The sequence below is a fragment of the Gemmobacter nectariphilus DSM 15620 genome, assembly GCF_000429765.1.
GTDB lineage: Bacteria > Pseudomonadota > Alphaproteobacteria > Rhodobacterales > Rhodobacteraceae > Wagnerdoeblera > Wagnerdoeblera nectariphila.
In genome coordinates this window covers 202,679-222,494 of sequence record NZ_KE386949.1, presented here as the reverse complement: position 1 = coordinate 222,494, position 19,816 = coordinate 202,679, and the positions used below count along the sequence as shown (strand labels likewise).

The following is a 19,816-nucleotide window of genomic DNA, read 5'->3' as shown; positions in this document are numbered from 1 at the left end:
TTCCTTGAAAGGCTTGCCCGAACCGCCGTATACAGGGGGGCAGAGTGATTTTGTTTAACGTTAAACAAAACTCGGGAGGGGTGCGATGGACGAGGCTCGGCAAGAAAGTGCCCGGCAGCAGGCGCTGGATTATCACGAATTTCCCCGGCCCGGAAAGCTGGAGATCCGGGCGACAAAGCCCCTGGCCAATGGCCGCGATCTGAGCCGCGCCTATTCGCCCGGCGTGGCCGAAGCCTGTCTGGAAATCAAGGCCGATCCCGCCAATGCGGCCCGCTATACCGCGCGGGGCAATCTGGTGGCCGTGGTCTCGAACGGCACGGCCGTTCTGGGCCTTGGCAATATCGGCGCGCTGGCCTCGAAGCCGGTGATGGAGGGCAAGGCGGTCCTGTTCAAGAAGTTCGCCAATATCGACTGTTTCGATATCGAGGTGAACGAGGCCGACCCCTACAAGCTGGCCGATATCGTCTGCGCGCTGGAGCCCAGTTTCGGCGCGATCAACCTTGAGGACATCAAGGCCCCCGACTGTTTCATCGTCGAAAAGCTGTGCCGCGAGCGGATGAACATTCCGGTGTTCCATGACGACCAGCATGGGACGGCCATTGTGGTGGGGGCGGCGGCGACCAATGCCTTGAAGATCGCCGGCAAGCGGTTCGAGGATATCCGCATCGTGTCCACCGGCGGCGGGGCGGCGGGGATTGCCTGCCTGAACATGCTGCTCAAGCTGGGGGTGAAGCGGGAAAACGTCTGGCTGTGCGACATTCACGGGCTGGTCTATCAGGGCCGCGAGGCCGACATGAACCCGCAGAAGGCCGCCTTTGCACAGGCCAGCGACAAGCGCACGCTGGGGGATGTGATCGACGGGGCCGATCTGTTCCTGGGCCTGTCGGGGCCGGGGGTGCTGACGCCCGAGATGGTGGCGCGGATGGCGGTGAACCCGATCATCTTTGCGCTGGCCAACCCGACGCCCGAGATCATGCCGGACGAGGTGCGCAAGGTGGCGCCGGGCGCGATCATCGCGACGGGGCGGTCGGATTACCCGAACCAAGTCAACAACGTGCTGTGTTTCCCGTTCATCTTCCGTGGGGCGCTGGATGTGGGCGCCTCCGAGATCAACGATGCGATGCAGCTGGCCTGTATCGAGGGGATCGCGCAGCTGGCCCGCACCACGACCAGCGCCGAGGCGGCGGCCGCCTATCGGGGCGAGCAGCTGACCTTTGGCCCTGAATACCTGATCCCCAAGCCCTTTGATCCGCGCCTGATGGGCGTGGTGGCGGGCGCCGTTGCGCGCGCCGCGATGGAATCGGGCGTGGCGAGCCGGCCCCTGGCCGATCTGGATGCCTACAAGCAGAAGCTGGATGGCTCGGTCTTCAAATCTTCGCTCTTGATGCGCCCGGTGTTCGAAGCGGCCCGCACTGCGGCCCGCCGCCTGGTCTTTGCCGAGGGCGAGGATGAGCGGGTGCTGCGCGCAGCCCATGCGATCATGGAAGAAACCACCGAAGTGCCGATCCTGATCGGCCGGCCCGAGGTGGTGGCGATGCGCTGCGAACGCGCGGGGCTGCCGATCCGTCCGGACCGCGATTTCGAGATCGTGAACCCGGAATCCGACAGCCGCTATCGCGATTACTGGGAAACCTATCACGGGCTGATGGAGCGTCAGGGCGTAACCCCCGATACCGCCAAGGCCGTGCTGCGCACCAACACCACGGCAATCGGTGCGATCATGGTTCACAGGGGCGAGGCTGACAGCCTGATCTGTGGCACGCTGGGGCAATATCGCTGGCATCTGAACTATATCCGGCAGGTGCTGGCGCGCGGGGGGCTGCACCCCGTGGGGGCACTCAGCCTGATCATCCAGAACGAGGGCCCGCTGTTCATTGCCGACACCCAGGTCAATGCTGAGCCGACGCCCGCGCAGCTGGCCGAAACCGTGATCGGGGCGGCGCGGCATGTGCGCCGCTTTGGCATCGTGCCGAAAATTGCGCTGTGTTCCTCGTCGCAGTTCGGCAACCTCGACAATTCCTCGGGGCAGCGGATGCGGGCGGCGCTGGAGCTGCTGGACGCGCGCGAGCCGGACTTTGCCTATGAGGGCGAGATGACGGTGGATCTGGCGCTGGAGCCCGATCTGCGTCAGCGCATCTTCCCGCATTCGCGGTTCGAAGGGGCTGCGAACGTGCTGGTGTTCGGGTCCACCGATGCGGCAAGCGGGGTGCGCAACATCCTGAAGACGCGGGCCGGGGGGCTGGAGGTCGGGCCGATCCTGATGGGGATGGGCAACCGCGCCCATATCGTCACGCCGACGATCACGGCGCGCGGGCTGTTGAACATGGCGGCGCTGGCCGGAACGCCGGTCGCGAAATACGGCTGAGGGGAAGCGGTCCTGGGGGGCATCGAGCCCCCCGCGACCGCGCGGGCCATGGGCCCGCTGCACCGTCCGCTTGGGGATTTGCTTGTGCAAAGGGCTGTGCCAGAGTGCGCGGGCCGCGCCCGAGGCAGGGCGCCCCCAACCGCAACGGAGCCCGTGAATGAAGCTGTTCCATTCCCCGACCTCGCCCTATGTGCGCAAGGTGATGATCTTGCTGCAGGAAACCGGCCTGCTGTCGCGCGTGGCTTTGGTCCCTGCGACGGGAACGCCGGTCGATCCGGGGTCCATGCCGCTGGCCCAGAACCCCTTGGGCAAGATCCCGGCGCTGGAGCGGCCCGAGGGGCCGGCGCTTTACGACAGCCGGGTGATCTGCCGCTATCTCGACGATCTGGCGGGGGGCAAGCTCTATCCGCCCGCGCCGGCGCTGTGGGATGTGCTGGTGCTGGAGGCGACGGCGGATGGCATCATGGATGCGGCGATCCTGATGGTTTACGAAGGCAAGATCCGCCCCGAGGACAAACGCAGCCCCGAGTGGCTGGAAGGCCAGTGGGCCAAGATCGCGCGGGCGCTGGATGCGCTGGAATCGCGCTGGATCGCCCATCTGTCGGGGCATTTCGACATGGGGCAGGTCGCGGTCGCCTGTGCGCTGGACTATCTGGACCTGCGCCATGCCGACCGCGACTGGCGGGCTGATCATCCGCGCCTTGCGGCCTGGCACGCGAAAGTGTCGGAGCGGCCAAGCCTGAGGGCGACGGTGCCGCCTGCGGCCTGATCCGGCGCCGCATTTTGGCCACCTTGGGGTGAGAGGCTCTTGCCCTGGCAAGGGTTTCTGGCAGCAGGGCAGGCGTGCGGTCACGGCAACGGGCTGACATCGGGCGGAACGGGTGGCACGGGGCCGAGATCGGCCCCGAAGGCACCGCCTTTGTCACCGAAGGGCTGCTGGAGGGCACGCAGATCGCAACGCCCGAAGGCTGGCGCGCCGTGGAACGGCTGTCGCCCGGCGACCGGGTGCTGACCTTTGACGGCGGCCCGCAACCGGTAATCGCGGTGCAGTCCGCGCTGGTCGAGGCCGGACAGGCCGCCTGGCCGCAAGCCCATTGGCCGCTGGAGGTGCCGGATGGGGCGCTTGGCAACCGGGGGGTCTTGCGGCTGCTGCCCTGTCAGCCCGTGCTGCTGGAAAGCGATCTGGCCGAGGACATGTTCGGCGATCCCTTTGCGCTGGTGCCTGCCGCGGCGTTGGAGAACTGGCGCGGTATCGCGCGCGCAGCCCCGCGGCCGCAAGAGACCGCGCATATCCTGATCCTGCCAACGGATGCGGTGATCTATGCCGCCGGCCATGCCTTGGTCTATTGTCCGGCGGACAGCTCGGCTGGCCTGCCTGGCTTTGGCGAGGACCCGGCCGGTTATGTGCCGCTTTCTCTGGCCACGGCGCGCGAATTTGTCGCCTGCCTGATCGCCGAAGATATTGGCGCGGCCCTGCGAGGGGCCGCGCCGGATGGGTCTCAGGCGGCCTTCCGGGCGCTCTCGCCATAGAAGGTCTGGCCCTTGGCGGCCATGTCGCGCAGCATCTGCGGTGCCTTGAAGCGGGCGCCATGCTGCGCTTCCAGCGCGTCGCAAATCTCGACCGCCTTGGCCGCGCCGATGATGTCCAGCCAGCCGAAGGGCCCGCCCGTCCACGGCGCAAAGCCCCAGCCCAGGATCGCGCCGACATCGCCTTCGCGGATGTCTTCCAGCACGCCCTCTTCCAGCGCGCGGACGGCTTCCAGCGTCTGCACCATCATCAGGCGGTTCTGAACGGTGTCCAGATCAGCCTCGCCCTTGACGGGATACCTGGCATTGAACCCTTGCCAGTAGCCCAGCCGCTTGCCCGTCTCGTCATAGTCGAAGAAGCCGGCCTTGGATTTGCGGCCAAGGCGCCCCTCGTCCACCATCCAGAACACGACCTCGTCCACGGCATCATCGGGGTAGTCGTTGCCCATGGCGGCCTTGGTCGCCTTGGCGATCTTGGCCCCCAGATCCAGCGAGGTTTCATCGACCAGTTGCAGCGGCCCCACGGGGAAGCCCATCAGCCTTGCGGCATGGTCGATCATCGGCATCGGCACACCTTCTGCGGCCAGGCGCATCCCCTCGTTGATATAGGGGATGATGCAGCGGTTGGCGTAGAAGAACCGCGCATCGTTCACCACGATCGGCGTCTTGCGGATCTGGCGCACATAGTCCAGCGCCTTGGCGACGGCCCGATCGCCAGTCTTGGCGCCCTTGATGATCTCGACCAGCAGCATCTTGTCCACGGGGCTGAAGAAGTGGATGCCGATGAACTGCTCGGGCCGCGTGCTGGCGGTCGCCAGGCTGGAGATCGGCAGGGTCGAGGTGTTGGTGGCGAAAATCGCATCCTCGGGGATGACGGCTTCGGCCTTGGCGGTCACCTCGGCCTTGACCTTGGGATCCTCGAATACCGCCTCGACGATCAGATCGCAGCCGGCCAGCGCGGCATAATCGGTCGTGGCAAGGATGCGGCCCAGCACTTCGGCCTTTTTCTCCTCGGTCGATTGCTTGCGGCTGATCGCCTTGTCCAGAAGGCCGGTGGAATAGGCCTTGCCGCGATCCGCCGCCTCTTGCGCGGCGTCGATCAGCACGACCTGAATGCCGGCCATGGCCGACACATAGGCAATGCCGGCGCCCATCATGCCCGCACCCAGCACGCCAACCTTCTTGACGGTCTGATCGGGCACCGCTGGCCGGTTGGCGCCTTTTTCCAGCGCTTCCTTGTTGATGAACAGGCTGCGGATCATCGCGCTGGACGAGGGGTTCATGATCACATGGGTGAACCAGCGCGCCTCGATCTTGAGCGCGGTGTCGAACGGCACCATCGCCCCTTCGTAGACCGCCGAAAGCAGCGCCTTGGCCGCCGGGAAGGCGCCCCAGGTCTGGCCGTGCACCATGGCCGCAGCGCCCAGGAAGGTCTGGAACCCCTGCGGCGTATAGGGCGCGCCGCCCGGCAGCTTGTAGCCCTTCTGGTCCCAGGGCTTGACAATATCGGCGTCCTTGGCCGACAGCACCCAGTCCTTGGCGCGGGCCAGCAGTTCATCGGCGGGGACAACCTCGTCGACCAGACCGTTGGCCTTGGCCTTTTTCGGATCGAACATCTTGCCTTCAAGGATGATCGGCGCGGCCATCATGGCGCCCAGCTTGCGCACCACGCGGGTGGTGCCGCCGCCGCCCGGAAAGATGCCGACCTTGATTTCCGGCAGGCCGATCTTGGCCTTGGGATTGTCGGCGGCAAAGATGCGGTGGCAGGCCAGCGGCAGTTCCAGCCCGATCCCCAGCGCGGTGCCGGGCAGGGCGGCGGCAATCGGCTTGCCACCCTTGAGCGTCTTGGGGTCCATCCCCGCCCGCTCGATCTTGCGCAGGCCATGGTGCATGGACATGATGCCGTCAAAGACGCCCTTGGCCGGGTTGTCGCCCGCCTCGGCCTTCATCCGGGCCAGAACGTTCAGATCCATCCCGCCGGCAAAATCCTTCTTGCCGCTGGTGATGATGATGCCCTTGACGGCCGCATCCGCAAGCGCCTTGTCGACCAGGTCGCTCAGTTCCTGAAAACCGGCCATCGACATGACGTTCATGGACTTGCCGGGCACGTCCCAGGCGATCGTGGCAACGCCGTCCGCATCGACGGCATAGGTAAAGTCGGTCATCTGTTCCTCACACCCGTTCGATGATGGTGGCCGCGCCCATGCCCGAGCCGATGCACAGCGTGGCAAGGCCGGTGCCCTTGCCGGTGCGCTCCAGCTCGTCCAGCAGGGTGCCGATGATCATCGCGCCGGTCGCGCCCAGCGGATGGCCCATGGCGATCGAGCCGCCGTTGACGTTGACCACCGAGGGATCGACGTTGAACGCCTGCATGAAGCGCATGACGACGGCGGCAAAGGCCTCGTTCACCTCGAACAGGTCGATGTCGCTGATGCTCATGCCGCTGTCGCGCAGGATCTTTTCGGTCACCGGCACCGGGCCGGTCAGCATGATGGTGGGATCGGTGCCGATCTTGGCGGTGGCCTTGATGCGGGCGCGGGGCTTCAGCCCGTATTTCTCGCCAAAGGCCTTGTTGCCGACCAGGATCGCGGCCGCACCATCGACGATGCCCGACGAATTCCCGGCATGGTGGATGTGGTTGATCCGCTCCAGATGCGGATATTTCATCAGCGCGATCTTGTCGAAGCCCGGCATGACCTCGCCCCAGTCCTTGAAGCTGGGCTTGAGCGCGCCAAGGCTTTGCATGTCGGTGCCGGGCCGCATGTATTCGTCGCGGTCCAGGATGGTCAGCCCATTGATGTCCTTGACCGTCACCACGGATTTCGCGAACCGGCCCTCGGCCCAGGCCTGCGCGGCGCGGCGCTGGCTTTCGACGGCCAGGGCGTCAGCCTCATCGCGGCTGAAGCCGAATTCGGTGGCGATGATGTCGGCGGAAATGCCCTGCGGGACAAAGTAGTTGTCGATGGCGATCTTCGGATCGACCGCGATGGCGCCGCCATCGCTGCCCATGGGCACGCGCGACATGCATTCGACACCGCCCGCGACATAGGCCATGCCAGCCCCGCCGCGCACCTGGTTGGCGGCCATGTTCACGGCTTCCAGCCCGCTTGCGCAGAAACGGTTGATCGACACGCCAGGCACCGATTCCGCGAAATCCGAGGCCAGAACGGCGGTGCGGGCCAGACAGGCGCCCTGTTCACCCACCTGCGTGACATTGCCCCAGATCAGATCCTCGATCGCGGTGGTGTCCAGATCGTTGCGATCCTTCAGCGCGTTCAGAACCACCGCAGAAAGCCGCGCCGCGGTCACTTCATGCAGCGCGCCGTCGGGCCGGCCCTTGCCGCGCACCGTGCGGGCGGCATCATAGATATAGGCGTCTTCCATGGGTCCTCCTTGGATCACTTCGCGGCCCGGTCGGACGGATTGCCCGGCATCAGGTCGTAGGGATGCTTCCAGCCCGGCTCTTGCGACAGGCGCGTCAGCCAGGCGTCGATATGGGGCCAGTCTGCCCGCTCGAAGCCGTAGGGTTCCGGGTAATAGAGATAGCCGGCACAGGCACAATCAGCCAGCGTCGGGCCATCGCCCACCATCCAGCCGCGCCCGTCCAGATGGCGGTTCAGCGTGTCATAGACGGTCTTGAGCCGCCCCTGCAGGAAGCCGATCACCTGCTGGGGGCGCTTGTCCTCGGGCAGGAAGTTCATCAGGAACCGCGTCATGCCGGCCTGGCCCGAGAGCTTGTGGTTGTCCCACAGCACCCAACGCAACACCTCGGCCCGCTCGCGCGCATTGGCGCCCTGCAGCTTGCCGGTCAACTCGGCTATGTGGAACTGGATCGCCCCCGACTGGCTCAGCGTCAGATCGCCCTCGACGAAAACCGGCACCTCGCCCATTTCGTTGATCGCGCGGAATTCGGGGGTGCGGGTCTCGCCGTTGAAGAAATCAACATAGCGCGGCGTCCAGTCATAGCCGGCCAGTTGCATGGTCAGCGCGGCCTTGTAGGCATTGCCAGATTCGCCAAAGCAGTAAAGCGTTGCGGTCATGGGGCGCTCCTTTCAGGCGTTGCACGGGGGGAGAGCGGGGGATTTGGGTATTTGCAGAAAGGTGAAGCAGTATGCGCGGGCGCGAGGTAACCAAAGGTTAACCTTCCTCGCAGCATATTGGAGTTACGGTACAGGCTGGGGAGCCGATGACCGTGAAAGGTGAAGTCGCGCTGGCTCGATGGCTGGACATGTCCCCCTGCGGGCCAGCGCGCATCTTCTGATGTTTCATCTTTCCTTAAATACCCCCGCCGGAGGCACGGCGCGCGTTCCGCGCGCCGTCTTTGCCGTCCGGACGCTCCAACGGAGCGGCTGGACGGCTCCCCCCAAAGGGAGGCGCCGCGCTTGCGCGGTGCACGACCTGCGGGAGAGGCGCCCGGAAGGGAAGGGGCGCGGGGGAAGGTCACAGCGATCTCCCGATCAGTTCCTTCATGATCTCGTTGGTGCCGCCATAGATCCGCTGTACCCGCGCATCGGTCCACATCTCGGCCACCGCATATTCCTGCATGAAGCCGTAGCCGCCATGCAGCTGGACACATTCGTCGATCACCTGGCATTGCAGGTCGGTCAGCCAGTATTTGCACATCGCCGCCATTTCGACCGTCAGCTCGCCCTTGAGATGCGCCGAGATGCAGGTGTCGAGGAAGCTGCGCGCGACGAAGGCATTCGTCTTGCATTCCGCCAGCTTGAAGCGGGTGTTCTGGAAGTTGATGATCGGCTGGCCAAAGGCCTCGCGTTCTTTGCAATACTGGATCGTGCGCGCCACCGCGCCTTCAATCGCGCCGACCGCGCCGCAGCCGATGATCAGCCGCTCTTGCGGCAGCTGCTTCATCATCTGATAAAAGCCCTGCCCCTCGACCCCGCCCAGAAGGTTTTCCGGCGGGATCACCACATCGTCAAAGAACAGCTCGGACGTATCGGCCGATTTCAGCCCGACCTTGTCCAGCTTTCGGCCACGGCGAAAGCCTTCGGCGCCGTTCGCCTCGACCATGATCAGCGAGGTGCCCTTGGCCTTTTGCGTCGGGTCGGTCTTGGCGGCGACCAGGATCAGGTCGGCATGTTTGCCATTGGTGATGAAAGTCTTGGACCCAGACAGCCGGTAGGCATTGCCATCCTTGACCGCCCGCGTGCGCAGGTTCTGCACATCCGACCCGCCCGAGGGTTCGGTCATCGCCAGTGCCGCGACCAGCTCGCCGGTGGCCATCTTGGGCAGCCAGCGCTTCTTCTGCTCCTCGGTCCCATAGGCGGTGATGTAATGGGCCACGATCCCCGAATGGATCCCGTGGCCCCAGGAGGCCAGATTGGCACGCGAGCCTTCCATCAGGATCACCGCCTCGTGGCCGAAATCGCCGCCTGCCCCGCCGTATTCCTCGGGGACCGAGGGCAGCAGCAGACCAAGTTCGCCCGCCTGGTTCCAGGTCTCGCGGTCCATCTCGCCTTGCTGGCGCCAGCGGTCGAACTGCGGGGCCCATTCCTTCGCGATGAAGTCACGGGTCATTTCTTCGAGCATCTTGTGCTCGTCCGTCATCCAGGCGGATGCGATCATCGGAAAGGTCATGGGCTCCTCCTCCCTTGAGGCCCCCTTACCGCTTGCGGTCGTCGAGTTCCGAATTGAACAGGCGCAGGCGGTGGGTCAGGTTGTCCTTGTGGGTCACGCTGTCGAAATGTTCGAACAGGAACGACAATGCCTCGCCCTCGTCCAGGCCTGCCTCTTGCGCAAAGCGTTTGAGGCGGCGGTAGCCGTCCTCGGTCATGGCAACCGGAAAGCGGCGGGTCAGGCGAAAGCGTTTCGGCATGTGGTCCCTCGGGGTCCGGCTGGGGCAGGCCGTCAGTCTGCCCCCTCCGCTTGCGTTATGCCAGATCAGAACGCCCCGGCGTCCAGGGCCATCACCGTATCAGCCCCGCTTTCGATGCGGGCAAGGTGCATGGCGCAGGCCGGCAGCTGGCGTGCCATGTAGTAGCGCCCCGTTTCGATCTTCGTCTCGTAGAACGCTGCGTCAGAGGTGCCGCCGTCCAGCGCATCGAACGCGGCTTTCGCCATGCGGGTCCACATCAGGCCCAGGCACACATGCCCCATCAGGTGCATGAAGTCATAGGACCCCGCCAGCGCCGCATTCGGGTTCTTCATGCCTTGCGACATGAAGAACATCCCGGCCGCCTGAAGCTGTTTCGAGGCGGCTTTCAGCGGCTCGACAAAGCCCTTCATCCGCTCGTCGCCATCATGGGCCTTGCACTCGGCCTTGACCATCTCGAAGAAGGCCATGACATGCTTGCCGCCGTCCGAGGCCAGCTTGCGGCCCACCAGATCCAGCGCCTGAACGCCGTTCGCGCCTTCATAGATCATGGCGATCCGGGCATCGCGCGCGAACTGCGACATGCCCCATTCCTCGATATAGCCGTGCCCGCCATAGATTTGCTGGGCCTGCACCGCCATTTCAAAGCCCTTGTCGGTCTGGAAGCCCTTGATGACCGGGGTCATCAGCGAGATCAGACCTTCGGCCTCCTTGTCGCCAAGGCGATGCGCGCGGTCGATCAGCGTGGCGCCCCAGAAGGTAAAGGCGCGGGCGCCTTCGACAAAGCTTTTCTGATCCATCAGGTTGCGGCGGATGTCGGGGTGCACGATCAGCGGATCGGCCGGGCCGGTGGCGTTGACGGTGCCGGTCACGGCGCGGCCCTGCAGGCGGTCCTTGGCATAGGCGACGGCGTTCTGATAGGCGGCTTCGGCCTGGGCATAGCCTTGCAGGCCGACGCCGACCCGCGCCTCGTTCATCATGACGAACATGTGCTTCATGCCCTTGTGCAGCTCGCCCAGCAGCCAGCCGGTGGCACCGTCATAGTTCATCACGCAGGTGGCATTGCCGTGAATGCCCATCTTTTCTTCGATCTTGCCGCAGGACACCGCATTGCGCGCGCCCAGCGAGCCATCCTCGTTCACCAGGAACTTGGGCACGATGAACAGCGAGATGCCCCTGGTGCCCTCGCCGCCGCCGGGGGCCTTGGCCAGCACCAGATGGACGATGTTTTCGGCCATGTCGTGTTCGCCGGCCGAGATGAAGATCTTCTGTCCGGTGATCTTGTAGCTGCCATCGGCCTGGGGGTCGGCCTTGGTGCGGATCATGCCCAGATCGGTGCCCGCGTGTGGCTCCGTCAGGTTCATGGTGCCGGTCCAGTCCATCGAGACCATCTTTGGCAGCCATTTGGCCTTTTGCTCGTCGGTTCCGGCGGCCAGAATGGCGCTGATCGCGCCATGGGTCAGGCCCTGATACATGTTGAAGGCCATGTTGGCCGAGACCATCATCTCGCCCACCGCCGTGCCCATGACATAGGGCAGGTTCTGGCCGCCATACTCCTCGGGCAGGTCAAGTCCGTTCCAGCCGCCTTCCTTGAGCTGTTCGAACGCCGCCTTGAACCCGTCGGGGGTGCGCACGACGCCGTTTTCCAGCACGCAGCCCTGCTGATCGCCAATGGCGTTCAGGGGGGCCAGCACCTCGTTGGCCAGCTTGCCGGCCTCATCCAGAATCGCGGTGGTGAAATCGCGGTCGAGATCGCCATAGCCGGGCACGTCGGATTGCGCGATCTTCAGCAGATCGTGCAGCACGAACTGCATGTCCTTGGTCGGGGCGGTGTAGATGGGCATGTCTCTCTCCCTCTGGCGCGGGGCGCCGGTCTTTCAGATCATTCGGCAGCGGGGCGGCGGAACGAGGCAATCATCTCGGCCCCCCATTCAAGCTGGCTTTGCAGCTCGGTGATCGCTTCGTTCAATTCGTCGCGCTGGCGCACCATCTGGGCCAGCCGCTCGCGCGCGATGTCATAGGTGCGTTTGAGCTGTTCCTCTTGCTGGTCGCCCCGATCGTACAGGTCGAGCAGCTGGCGGATTTCCTCGAGCGCGAAGCCAAAGCGCTTGCCGCGCAGGATCAGCTTGAGCCGCCCGCGGTCGCGCCGGGTGAACAGCCGGCGCTGGCCATCGCGGATGGGAAACAGCAGTTCCTTGGATTCGTAGAACCGCAGCGTGCGCGGCGTGACATCGAATGCCTCGCACATCTCGCGGATGGTCAGCACATCTTGAGGTATCTTCTGGTTCGGCATGGCCTGATCCTTTGGTCCCCGACCCGGAATCACATGGGTTCTGCAGGACATGATACCAGATTAGCTTACGTTGACGTAAACGTAACGTGACGTCAGACCCATCTGTGACGCGCCGTCGCACGGATCAGCCCTGATGCGCGTCGAACAGCGCTGTCACGCGCGTCAGAAAACGGTCGCGCAGCGTTGCGGTTTCCATCAGAAGTTCGTGTTCGGCGCCGGGCACCCGGATCAATTCGCCCGCCGGCCAGCGGGCCATGCGCGCTTCTATCGCGTCCGGGTCAACGATCCGTTCATGCCCGCCGACCCCCGTCACACAGGGCACCTTGGGTGAGGGCAGAAGTGCCAGGGCCTGCATCTCGGCCATCGCCTCGGCCAGCCAGCCGATGGTGGGGCCAGCAATCACCAGTTCGGGGTTGGCACGCAACTGGCCCTGCATCCAGTCCCAGACCGCCGGGTCGGTGGTCAGGGTATTGTCCGCGAACGCGCCGGTTTCCAGATGGCAGATCGCGCCCGAGGCAGGCGGCGGCGCATAGCGCCCGCGCAGCCCGGCATTGGCCAGCGCCCCGAACAGCGCGCTGAACAGGCCGGTCTGGCCGCCTGGCACCTTCAGCCCCCACATCGGGGCGGAAAAGGCGGCAGCGGCCACGTCCAGCCCGCGGATCAGGCTGCGCAGGCCGATGCAGCCGCCCATGGAATGCGCCAGCAAGAACAGCGGCGCAGGCAGGCCGGCCGCCAGAACGGCGCCGCGAAACGCATCCATATCCAGCTGATAGTCGGAAAACCTGCCGACATGGCCCTTGCGCGGGTCGGGCAGCAGCCGGTCGGCCAGCCCTTGGCCGCGCCAGTCGATGGCGGCCGAGGCATAGCCCGCCGCCGCCAGCCGGGCCGCCGTGGGCCCGTATTTTTCGGCATGTTCGGTGCGTCCCGGCAGGACCAGCACCGTGCCGCGCGCCCCCGGATGCGGCCAGAGAACAACGCGAATGCGCACCCCGTCCGAGGTGGTCAGCCACAGCGCCTTGCCGCCACTGTAGCCATCCTCGAGACAGGGCGCCGGGGTCACGACAGGACCGAGGCCAGCGCCATGGCCTTGCCCATCGACCCGTCGATCTTCAGCTTGCCGGTCATGAAGGCCATGGTCGGGTTCATGTCACCCTCGAAGATGGCGCGGAACACGTTCAGATCGGCGCTGAGCGTGACATCCGCATCATCGTCGCCGGCGCGCACGCCGCTGGCATCCATCATCACCGCGCCCTCGCCGTTGATCACGAATTTCGCGGTGCCGGCAAAGCCCGAGGTGTCCTTTTTGCTCAGCTCGGCCACGATAGTGTCAATCACGTCGCTCATCGCACATTTCCTTGAATGGTCCCGCACAGCTTTTGCGTTTTGCGCGGTTCGCGTTACATTTGCCCCATGATGGTCCGGGTTCGTGACATTCTCAACAGTGCCGTGGCGGCAGTCTTGACGTTAACGGCAACTTCCGTGGCGGCACAGGATCAGGGCCGGCTGACGGACCTGCTTGGCCTGCTTGCGCAGCCCGACAATGCTGGCTGGCGGCGGGTGGAACGGCAGGTGGTGACCGAATGGTCGAAATCCGGCTCGCCCGCGATGGATCTGCTGCTGCAACGCGGCCGCGATGCGATGGGCGAGGGGGATACCGATGCCGCCATCGAACACCTGACCGCGCTGACCGACCACGCCCCCGAATTCGCCGAAGGCTGGAACGCCCGCGCCACCGCGCTGTTCCGGGCGGGCAAATATGGCCCGGCGATGGAAGATCTGTCCCGCGTGCTGGCGCTGAACCCCAGCCATTTCGGTGCCCTGGCCGGCGTTGGCGCGATCCTCGAGGAAACCGGGAACAAGAAGGCTGCACTTGCCGCCTACAAGGCCGCGCTTGCTATACATCCCCACCTTGAAAAGGTAAGTGAGGCCGTGAAGCGGCTGGAACGGGATTTGTCCGGTCAGCAGGTGTAAGGGGCGCCGATGCGCGAGAACGCAAGGGTGACGGCGGTCCTTGGGCCGACGAACACCGGCAAGACGCATTACGCCATCGAGCGGATGCTGGCGCACAGGACCGGGGTGATCGGCCTGCCGCTGCGTCTGCTGGCGCGCGAGGTCTATGACCGCATCGTCAAGGCGCGGGGGCCTTCGGTCGTCGCGCTGGTGACGGGCGAGGAACGCATCGTTCCCGAACGCACCGCCTATTGGGTTTGCACGACCGAGGCGATGCCGACCGAGATCGGGGCCGATTTCCTGGCGCTGGACGAAATCCAGCTGTGCGCCGACCCGGAACGCGGCCATGTCTTCACCGACCGTCTTCTGAACGCGCGCGGGCTGAAGGAAACGATGTTCCTGGGCTCTGACACGATGCGGCCCGCGATTGCGGCGCTGGTGCCGGGGACGACGTTCATCTCGCGCCCGCGCTTGTCCGAACTGACCTATACAGGTTCGAAAAAGATCAGCCGGATGCCGGCAAGGTCGGCAATCGTCGGGTTCTCGGTTGAAAATGTCTATGCGATTGCGGAACTGATCCGCCGCACCAAGGGCGGTTGCGCGGTGGTGATGGGGGCGCTGTCACCCCGCACGCGCAATGCGCAGGTCGCGCTCTATCAGAATGGCGATGTCGATTACCTGGTGGCGACCGATGCCATCGGGATGGGGCTGAACCTTGATATCAACCATGTCGCCTTTTCCTCGACGTCGAAGTTCGATGGCCACCGGATGCGCAAGCTGTTCCCGTGGGAGCTGGCGCAGATCGCCGGGCGGGCGGGGCGGCACACCAGCCCCGGCACCTTTGGCGTCACCGGCGAGGCGCGCCCGCTGGATGAGGAAACCATCGAGGCGATCGAGAGCCACCGCTTCTTGCCCGTGCGCAAGCTGCACTGGCGCAATTCCTCGCTGGATCTGGGCAACGTCGGGCGGCTGATTGCCAGCCTGGAAAAACACACTGGCAACGAATGGCTGACCCGTGCCCGCGATGCCGATGATCTGCTGGCGCTCAAGACCCTGGCCGAGATGCCCGAGGTGCGCGATGCCGTCACCTCGCCCCAGATGGTGCGGCTGCTGTGGGATGTGTGCCGGATCCCGGATTTTCGTGGGATCTCGGGGCAGGAACATGCCGGATTGCTGGCGCGGATCTTCGATTTCCTCAAGTCCGGCCCGATCCCGGATGACTGGATGAAGCGTAATGTCGACCGGATCGACCGCACCGATGGTGACATCGACGCGATTTCCCGCCGCCTGACCTTTGTCCGCACCTGGACCTATGTTGCGCAACGCAAGGGCTGGGTGGCCGACGAATCCCATTGGCGTGAGGAAACTCGCGCTGTAGAAGACCGCCTGTCGGATGCGCTGCACATGCGTCTGACCCAGCGTTTCGTGGACCGGCGCACCAGCGTGCTGATGCGGCGGCTCAAGCAGAAGGAGAGCCTCGTGGCCGAGGTGAACGACAAGGGCGAAGTGACGGTCGAGGGCGAATTCGTCGGCCGTCTGGAAGGGTTCCGCTTCCGTCAGGACGGAACGGGCAGCCCGGACGAGGCGAAAACCCTGCGGCAAGCGGCGTACGAGGCGCTGAAGCCCGAATTCTCCCTGCGGTCCGACCGCTTCTACAACTCGCCCGATACCGAGTTCGATTATACCGAACAGGGCGGGCTGATGTGGGGCACGACCGCAGTCGGCAAGCTGGTCAAGGGCCCCGAGGCGCTGCGGCCGCAGATCGAGGTGTTCGTCGACGAAGAGGCGGGCGCCGATGTTGCCGAAAAGGTGCGTCGCCGTCTGCAGCATTTCATCGACCGCAAGGTTGCCGCGCTGTTCGATCCGCTGATGGCTCTGCAACGCGATGAAACGCTGACCGGCCTGGCCCGTGGCTTTGCCTTCCGTCTGGTCGAGGCAATGGGCGTTCTGCCGCGCGAGCCGGTGGCCGAAGAGGTCAAGGCGCTGGACCAGGACTCGCGCTCGGCGCTGCGCAAGCATGGTGTGCGGTTCGGGCAGTATACGATCTTCCTGCCGCTGCTGCTGAAACCCGCGCCGACGCGGTTGCGGCTGGTGTTGTGGTCGCTGTGGGAGGGCTTGCAGGAATTCCCCGAAAGCCCGCCCCCCGGTCTGGTGACCATCCCGCATATCACCGAGGTGCCCTCGCTGCATTATGCGCTGGCGGGCTACCGCCCGGCGGGCAGCCGCGCCATCCGCATCGACATGCTGGAACGTCTGGCCGACCTTCTGCGCGCCAAGGACAGCCGCGCAGGATTCGAGGCGACGCCGGACATGCTGTCGATCACCGGCATGACGCTGGACCAGTTCGCCGACCTGATGGCCGGTCTGGGCTACAAGGGCGAAAAGGCCGAGCGGCCCAAGGCCAAGCCGGCTGCGGAAGCCCCGGCCGGGACCGGGGCGACGGCCGGGGCCGCGCCCGCCACTGACGCCGCCGTCGCGCCCGAGGCGCAGGCCCCGGCCGAAGCCCCGGCCGAAGCCGCTGTCGAGGCCGCACCGGACGCCGTGGCCGAGGCCCCGGCGGATGCCGCGGCCGATGCGCCCGCCGAAGCGCCGGCCGAGGTGGAAACCGAAGTCTTCTACACCTTCACCTGGGCCCCGCGCCCGCGTGGCGGTGCGCCGCGCGGCGATCGCGGCCCGCGCCGGGACGGTCAGGGGCAGCGCCCGCAGCGCCCGCAGCGTCAGGGGCAAGGGCAGGGCGGCGACCGCCCGCAGGCCGAACGTGGCCCGCGCCCCGAGCGCAAGGAAGGCGGCCCCCGCCCGGAACGCGGCGATCGCAAGGATGGTGAGCGCAAGGGCGGCGGCAAGCCTCATGGCAAGTCCGAAGGCCCGCGTGGCAAAGGCGGCAAGCCCGAGCACAAGCGCAACGAAGGCGCGCGCAGCTATGAGGCGCGCCCCCCGCGCGAGCAGAAGATCGACCCTGACAACCCCTTTGCGGCGCTGCTGGCGCTCAAGGGCAAGGTCTGAGGCGCGCGTGACGGCGCCGGGCGCGATCCGTCTGGACAAATGGCTTTGGCAGGCGCGGTTCTTCAAGAGCCGCAGCCTGTCGGCCGCCCAGATCGAAGAGGGTCGCGTGCGCGTCAACGGCCAGCCGGTGACCAAGATTTCCACCGCCATCCGCACCGGCGATGTTCTGACCTTTGCGCAAGGCGGCCGTATCCGCGTCGTCCGTGTGCTGGCCGCCGGCGAGCGCCGGGGGCCGGCCACCGAAGCTCAGATGCTGTATGTCGATCTTGACGCAGGCGAATCCGCGCCAGAGCGGCTTGCATGATCCGCCGCTGTGTCCTACCTGTCTGCCGAACCTGACGCCCGAGGCCGCCCATGACCTATGTCGTGACCGACAACTGCATCGCCTGCAAATACACCGACTGCGTAGAGGTCTGCCCGGTCGACTGTTTCTATGAAGGCGAGAACATGCTGGTGATCCACCCCGATGAATGCATCGATTGTGGGGTGTGCGAACCGGAATGCCCGGCCGATGCGATTCGCCCTGACACCGAGCCGGACATGGAATCCTGGGTCGAGCTGAACCGCAAATACGCCGAACTTTGGCCGGTGATTACCGTGCGCAAGGATCCGCTGCCCGAAGCAACGGACAGGGACGGCGAAAAGGACAAGCTTTCCAAGTATTTCTCGGAAGCTGCCGGCGAAGGCAACTAAGGCCGCGCAGGCATGGGTTCCTGTTGCGCCGCGTCCCGTGCCCGGGACGTGCTGCGCTGCCGCAGTTGGAATCGGGTCCGATTCGTGTTATGGTCCCGTTACAAGGAAACTGAAAGCCTGCCGCCCGCCTTGGCACTGCTCGGTCAAGGCGGTTTTCCGATGAATCGCCACCTGTGCGCCCGAAGCAAAGCCTCGGGGCAGGGTGGTCTGTCGTCGGCGACAGGGCTCTTACGAGGAAGCACCTGAATGACCAAGACCAAGAAGCCCGAGTTTCGCCCCAACGATTTCGTGGTCTATCCGGCGCATGGCGTCGGCAAGATCCTCTCGATCGAAGAACAGGTGATCGCGGGCATGTCGCTGGAGCTGTTCGTCATTTCGTTCGAAAAGGACAAGATGACCCTGCGCGTCCCGACCAACCGCGCGACCGAGATCGGCATGCGCTCGCTGTCGTCGCCGGATGTGGTCCTGAAGGCTCTGGAGACGCTCAAGGGCAAGGCCAAGGTCAAGCGCGCCATGTGGTCGCGCCGGGCCCAGGAATACGAGCAGAAGATCAACTCTGGCGATCTGATGGCGATTGCCGAGGTGGTGCGCGACCTGCACCGCGCCGACGACCAGCGCGAGCAAAGCTATTCCGAGCGTCAGCTGTATGAAGCCGCGTTGGAGCGTCTGACCCGCGAAGTCGCCGCCGTGTCGGGTGTCGATGAGGCCGGTGCGCAGAAGAAGGTCGACGAGGTTCTGCTGGGCCGCGCCGCCTGATCTGGCGATCAGGGCAAGATATCGGGGGCCGTGGCCGTGCGCTGCGGCCCCTTTCGTTTGCCGGGGCGCCCAAATTGCTGAACCGTGACATGGCCCCGGTGTGGGCGCGGAAGGGCGGCGCGGGCCGCCCCTGCGCGTGTCAGTTGCCGTTCAATTGACCTGCCAGGCCGAACGACTGGCCGATCAGGCCGAACACGGTGCGCGCGCTGCTGACGGGGGATTCGGTGGCCAGCACCAGATCGCCATGCGCAATCGGGAAATTCCGGGCCGAGAACAGACCATCGGCCGTCGTCAGATCCACGGTGAACACAACGCGCGGGCGGTCGGGGCCAAGCCCATCCAGCCGCACTTGCTTGCCGGCGTATTCGCGCAGGATCAGCACGCCCCGGGGGTCTGCGCGGCTGGGGGACAGGCCGCCGATCATCGTGACCGCATCCAGCGCGCTGACCTTGTCCTGCGTGAAGGGCATCGTGCTTTGCTTGCCGGAGGCGCCAAGGGCCAGGAAATAGCGCGAATCATCCTCGATGATGATCTTGTCGCCACCGACCAGCGAGATATCGCGTGTCGGCTCATCGAACAGCCGAGAGACCGAGATGCCATAGGACCGCCCGCCGCGCACCAGCTTGACGATGGGATTTTCCAGCGACGGGTTCACGCCGCCGCCCTGGCTGATCAGCGAGAGCACCGAATAGTTGCGATCGGGCAACGGATAGCTGCCGGGCTTGCCGACACCGCCGACCAGATCGACCGTGTTCATGCGTCCCTGCTTGACCCAGATCTGGACCTGGGCATTGGGCAGGACCTTTTCGACCCCTTCCTGCAGGCGTTCACGCGCCTGGTCGGGGCTTTGCCCGCGAACCGAAACCTTGCCGACATAGGGCAGGAAAACGCTGCCATCATTGCTGACGGTCACTTCGGTCAGTTGCACCGACTTCTGGGTCGTGGTGGCCAGCAACGAGTTTTCCTCGTTGTCCCAGATGGTGACGGCAAGCACGTCGCCGGGGGCAATGGCACTGCTGGCATGGGCGCGAACACCGCCGCCGGGCCAATCGTTGAAGGCCCGCTTGTCCTGATCCGGGCGAGGCCAGGCCGCAAGTTTGGTCAGGTTGGAGCGTGACACCGCAACCACCTGGATGTTGCGCGTTTCGCTGTCGGATTTGGACAGGATCTCGCGTTGCATCGGCGCACCGCGTGGCAGGCCACAGCCCACCAGTGCCAGCGCGAGCAGCGCGGGAAGGAATCGTTTCGGCATTCGTCGGACCTACGTGGCAGCGCAGCTTCCGCCGGGAATCGGCGAGCCTTGCCCGCCACCATACCGGCCACCCCTACGAGGTCAACGCCGTAGCGACCGCTGCGGCCGCGCATCTGCCCAAAGGGCGGAAATCGGGCAATAGCCCGC

At 65.4% G+C, this 19,816-nt stretch carries 18 protein-coding genes; 8 read left to right on the top strand and 10 right to left on the bottom strand.

What is annotated here, in order from left to right:
• The first annotated feature begins 85 nt into the window (after nt 1–85).
• The 3 genes from G481_RS0119740 (at nt 86) to G481_RS24705 (ending at nt 3,895) form a co-directional block, all read left to right on the top strand.
• The gene (locus G481_RS0119740) at nt 86–2,365 is read left to right on the top strand and encodes an NADP-dependent malic enzyme (protein WP_028031522.1); all 2,280 of its coding nucleotides are present in this window, start codon (nt 86–88) and stop codon (nt 2,363–2,365) included.
• A gap of 157 nt (nt 2,366–2,522) precedes the next feature.
• Nucleotides 2,523–3,134, top strand: coding sequence for a glutathione S-transferase (locus G481_RS0119735; RefSeq protein WP_028031521.1), 612 nt, complete (start codon nt 2,523–2,525; stop codon nt 3,132–3,134).
• A 74-nt stretch (nt 3,135–3,208) separates the two neighbouring features.
• A complete protein-coding gene (locus tag G481_RS24705; RefSeq protein ID WP_051294669.1) occupies nt 3,209–3,895 on the top strand; it encodes a Hint domain-containing protein in 687 nt (228 codons plus the stop codon).
• Here the strand turns inward: G481_RS24705 and G481_RS0119725 are convergent.
• From G481_RS0119725 to G481_RS0119685, 9 genes are all read right to left on the bottom strand, one after another.
• On the bottom strand, nt 3,865–6,057 hold the full coding sequence (locus tag G481_RS0119725) for a 3-hydroxyacyl-CoA dehydrogenase NAD-binding domain-containing protein (RefSeq protein WP_028031520.1): 2,193 nt from the start codon (nt 6,055–6,057) through the stop codon (nt 3,865–3,867). The genes G481_RS24705 and G481_RS0119725 overlap by 31 nt on opposite strands.
• 7 nt (nt 6,058–6,064) lie before the next feature.
• The gene (locus tag G481_RS0119720) at nt 6,065–7,276 is read right to left on the bottom strand and encodes an acetyl-CoA C-acetyltransferase (RefSeq protein ID WP_028031519.1); all 1,212 of its coding nucleotides are present in this window, start codon (nt 7,274–7,276) and stop codon (nt 6,065–6,067) included.
• Between the two features lie 14 nt (nt 7,277–7,290).
• Entirely contained in the window at nt 7,291–7,932 is a 642-nt protein-coding gene (locus G481_RS0119715; protein WP_028031518.1) for a glutathione S-transferase family protein, read from the bottom strand.
• Nucleotides 7,933–8,332: 400 nt separating this feature from the next.
• Nucleotides 8,333–9,487, bottom strand: coding sequence for an acyl-CoA dehydrogenase family protein (locus G481_RS0119710; RefSeq protein WP_425402483.1), 1,155 nt, complete (start codon nt 9,485–9,487; stop codon nt 8,333–8,335).
• A gap of 25 nt (nt 9,488–9,512) precedes the next feature.
• Entirely contained in the window at nt 9,513–9,725 is a 213-nt protein-coding gene (locus G481_RS0119705; RefSeq protein ID WP_028031516.1) for a hypothetical protein, read from the bottom strand.
• A gap of 65 nt (nt 9,726–9,790) precedes the next feature.
• Complete coding sequence (locus tag G481_RS0119700) at nt 9,791–11,566, bottom strand: acyl-CoA dehydrogenase C-terminal domain-containing protein (protein WP_028031515.1); 1,776 nt, start codon at nt 11,564–11,566, stop codon at nt 9,791–9,793.
• A 38-nt stretch (nt 11,567–11,604) separates the two neighbouring features.
• Nucleotides 11,605–12,015, bottom strand: a complete 411-nt coding sequence (locus G481_RS0119695) for a MerR family transcriptional regulator (RefSeq protein WP_035026821.1) — start codon at nt 12,013–12,015, stop codon at nt 11,605–11,607.
• Nucleotides 12,016–12,139: 124 nt separating this feature from the next.
• Complete coding sequence (locus tag G481_RS0119690) at nt 12,140–13,075, bottom strand: alpha/beta fold hydrolase (RefSeq protein ID WP_028031513.1); 936 nt, start codon at nt 13,073–13,075, stop codon at nt 12,140–12,142.
• The gene (locus G481_RS0119685; protein WP_028031512.1) at nt 13,072–13,359 is read right to left on the bottom strand and encodes an SCP2 sterol-binding domain-containing protein; all 288 of its coding nucleotides are present in this window, start codon (nt 13,357–13,359) and stop codon (nt 13,072–13,074) included. Before G481_RS0119685 ends, G481_RS0119690 begins: the two co-directional genes overlap by 4 nt.
• Nucleotides 13,360–13,494: 135 nt before the next feature.
• Here G481_RS0119685 and G481_RS0119680 point away from each other — a divergent pair, with 135 nt between their 5' ends.
• From G481_RS0119680 to G481_RS0119660, 5 genes are all read left to right on the top strand, one after another.
• Complete coding sequence (locus tag G481_RS0119680; RefSeq protein WP_245595016.1) at nt 13,495–13,986, top strand: tetratricopeptide repeat protein; 492 nt, start codon at nt 13,495–13,497, stop codon at nt 13,984–13,986.
• Nucleotides 13,987–13,995: 9 nt separating this feature from the next.
• Nucleotides 13,996–16,968 carry a helicase-related protein gene (locus G481_RS0119675; RefSeq protein ID WP_028031510.1) on the top strand — a complete coding sequence of 991 codons (2,973 nt, stop codon included), beginning with the start codon at nt 13,996–13,998 and terminating at the stop codon, nt 16,966–16,968.
• Nucleotides 16,969–16,975: 7 nt separating this feature from the next.
• Nucleotides 16,976–17,272, top strand: a complete 297-nt coding sequence (locus tag G481_RS0119670; RefSeq protein WP_028031509.1) for an RNA-binding S4 domain-containing protein — start codon at nt 16,976–16,978, stop codon at nt 17,270–17,272.
• Nucleotides 17,273–17,322: 50 nt separating this feature from the next.
• The gene (gene fdxA / locus G481_RS0119665) at nt 17,323–17,661 is read left to right on the top strand and encodes a ferredoxin FdxA (RefSeq protein ID WP_028031508.1); all 339 of its coding nucleotides are present in this window, start codon (nt 17,323–17,325) and stop codon (nt 17,659–17,661) included.
• A 246-nt stretch (nt 17,662–17,907) separates the two neighbouring features.
• Complete coding sequence (locus G481_RS0119660) at nt 17,908–18,417, top strand: CarD family transcriptional regulator (RefSeq protein WP_028031507.1); 510 nt, start codon at nt 17,908–17,910, stop codon at nt 18,415–18,417.
• A 139-nt stretch (nt 18,418–18,556) separates the two neighbouring features.
• On the opposite strand, the gene G481_RS0119655 is transcribed toward G481_RS0119660, so the two are convergent.
• Nucleotides 18,557–19,669 (bottom strand): polysaccharide biosynthesis/export family protein, encoded by a 1,113-nt coding sequence (locus tag G481_RS0119655; protein WP_028031506.1) that lies wholly within the window; start codon nt 19,667–19,669, stop codon nt 18,557–18,559.
• Nucleotides 19,670–19,816: the final 147 nt, after the last annotated feature.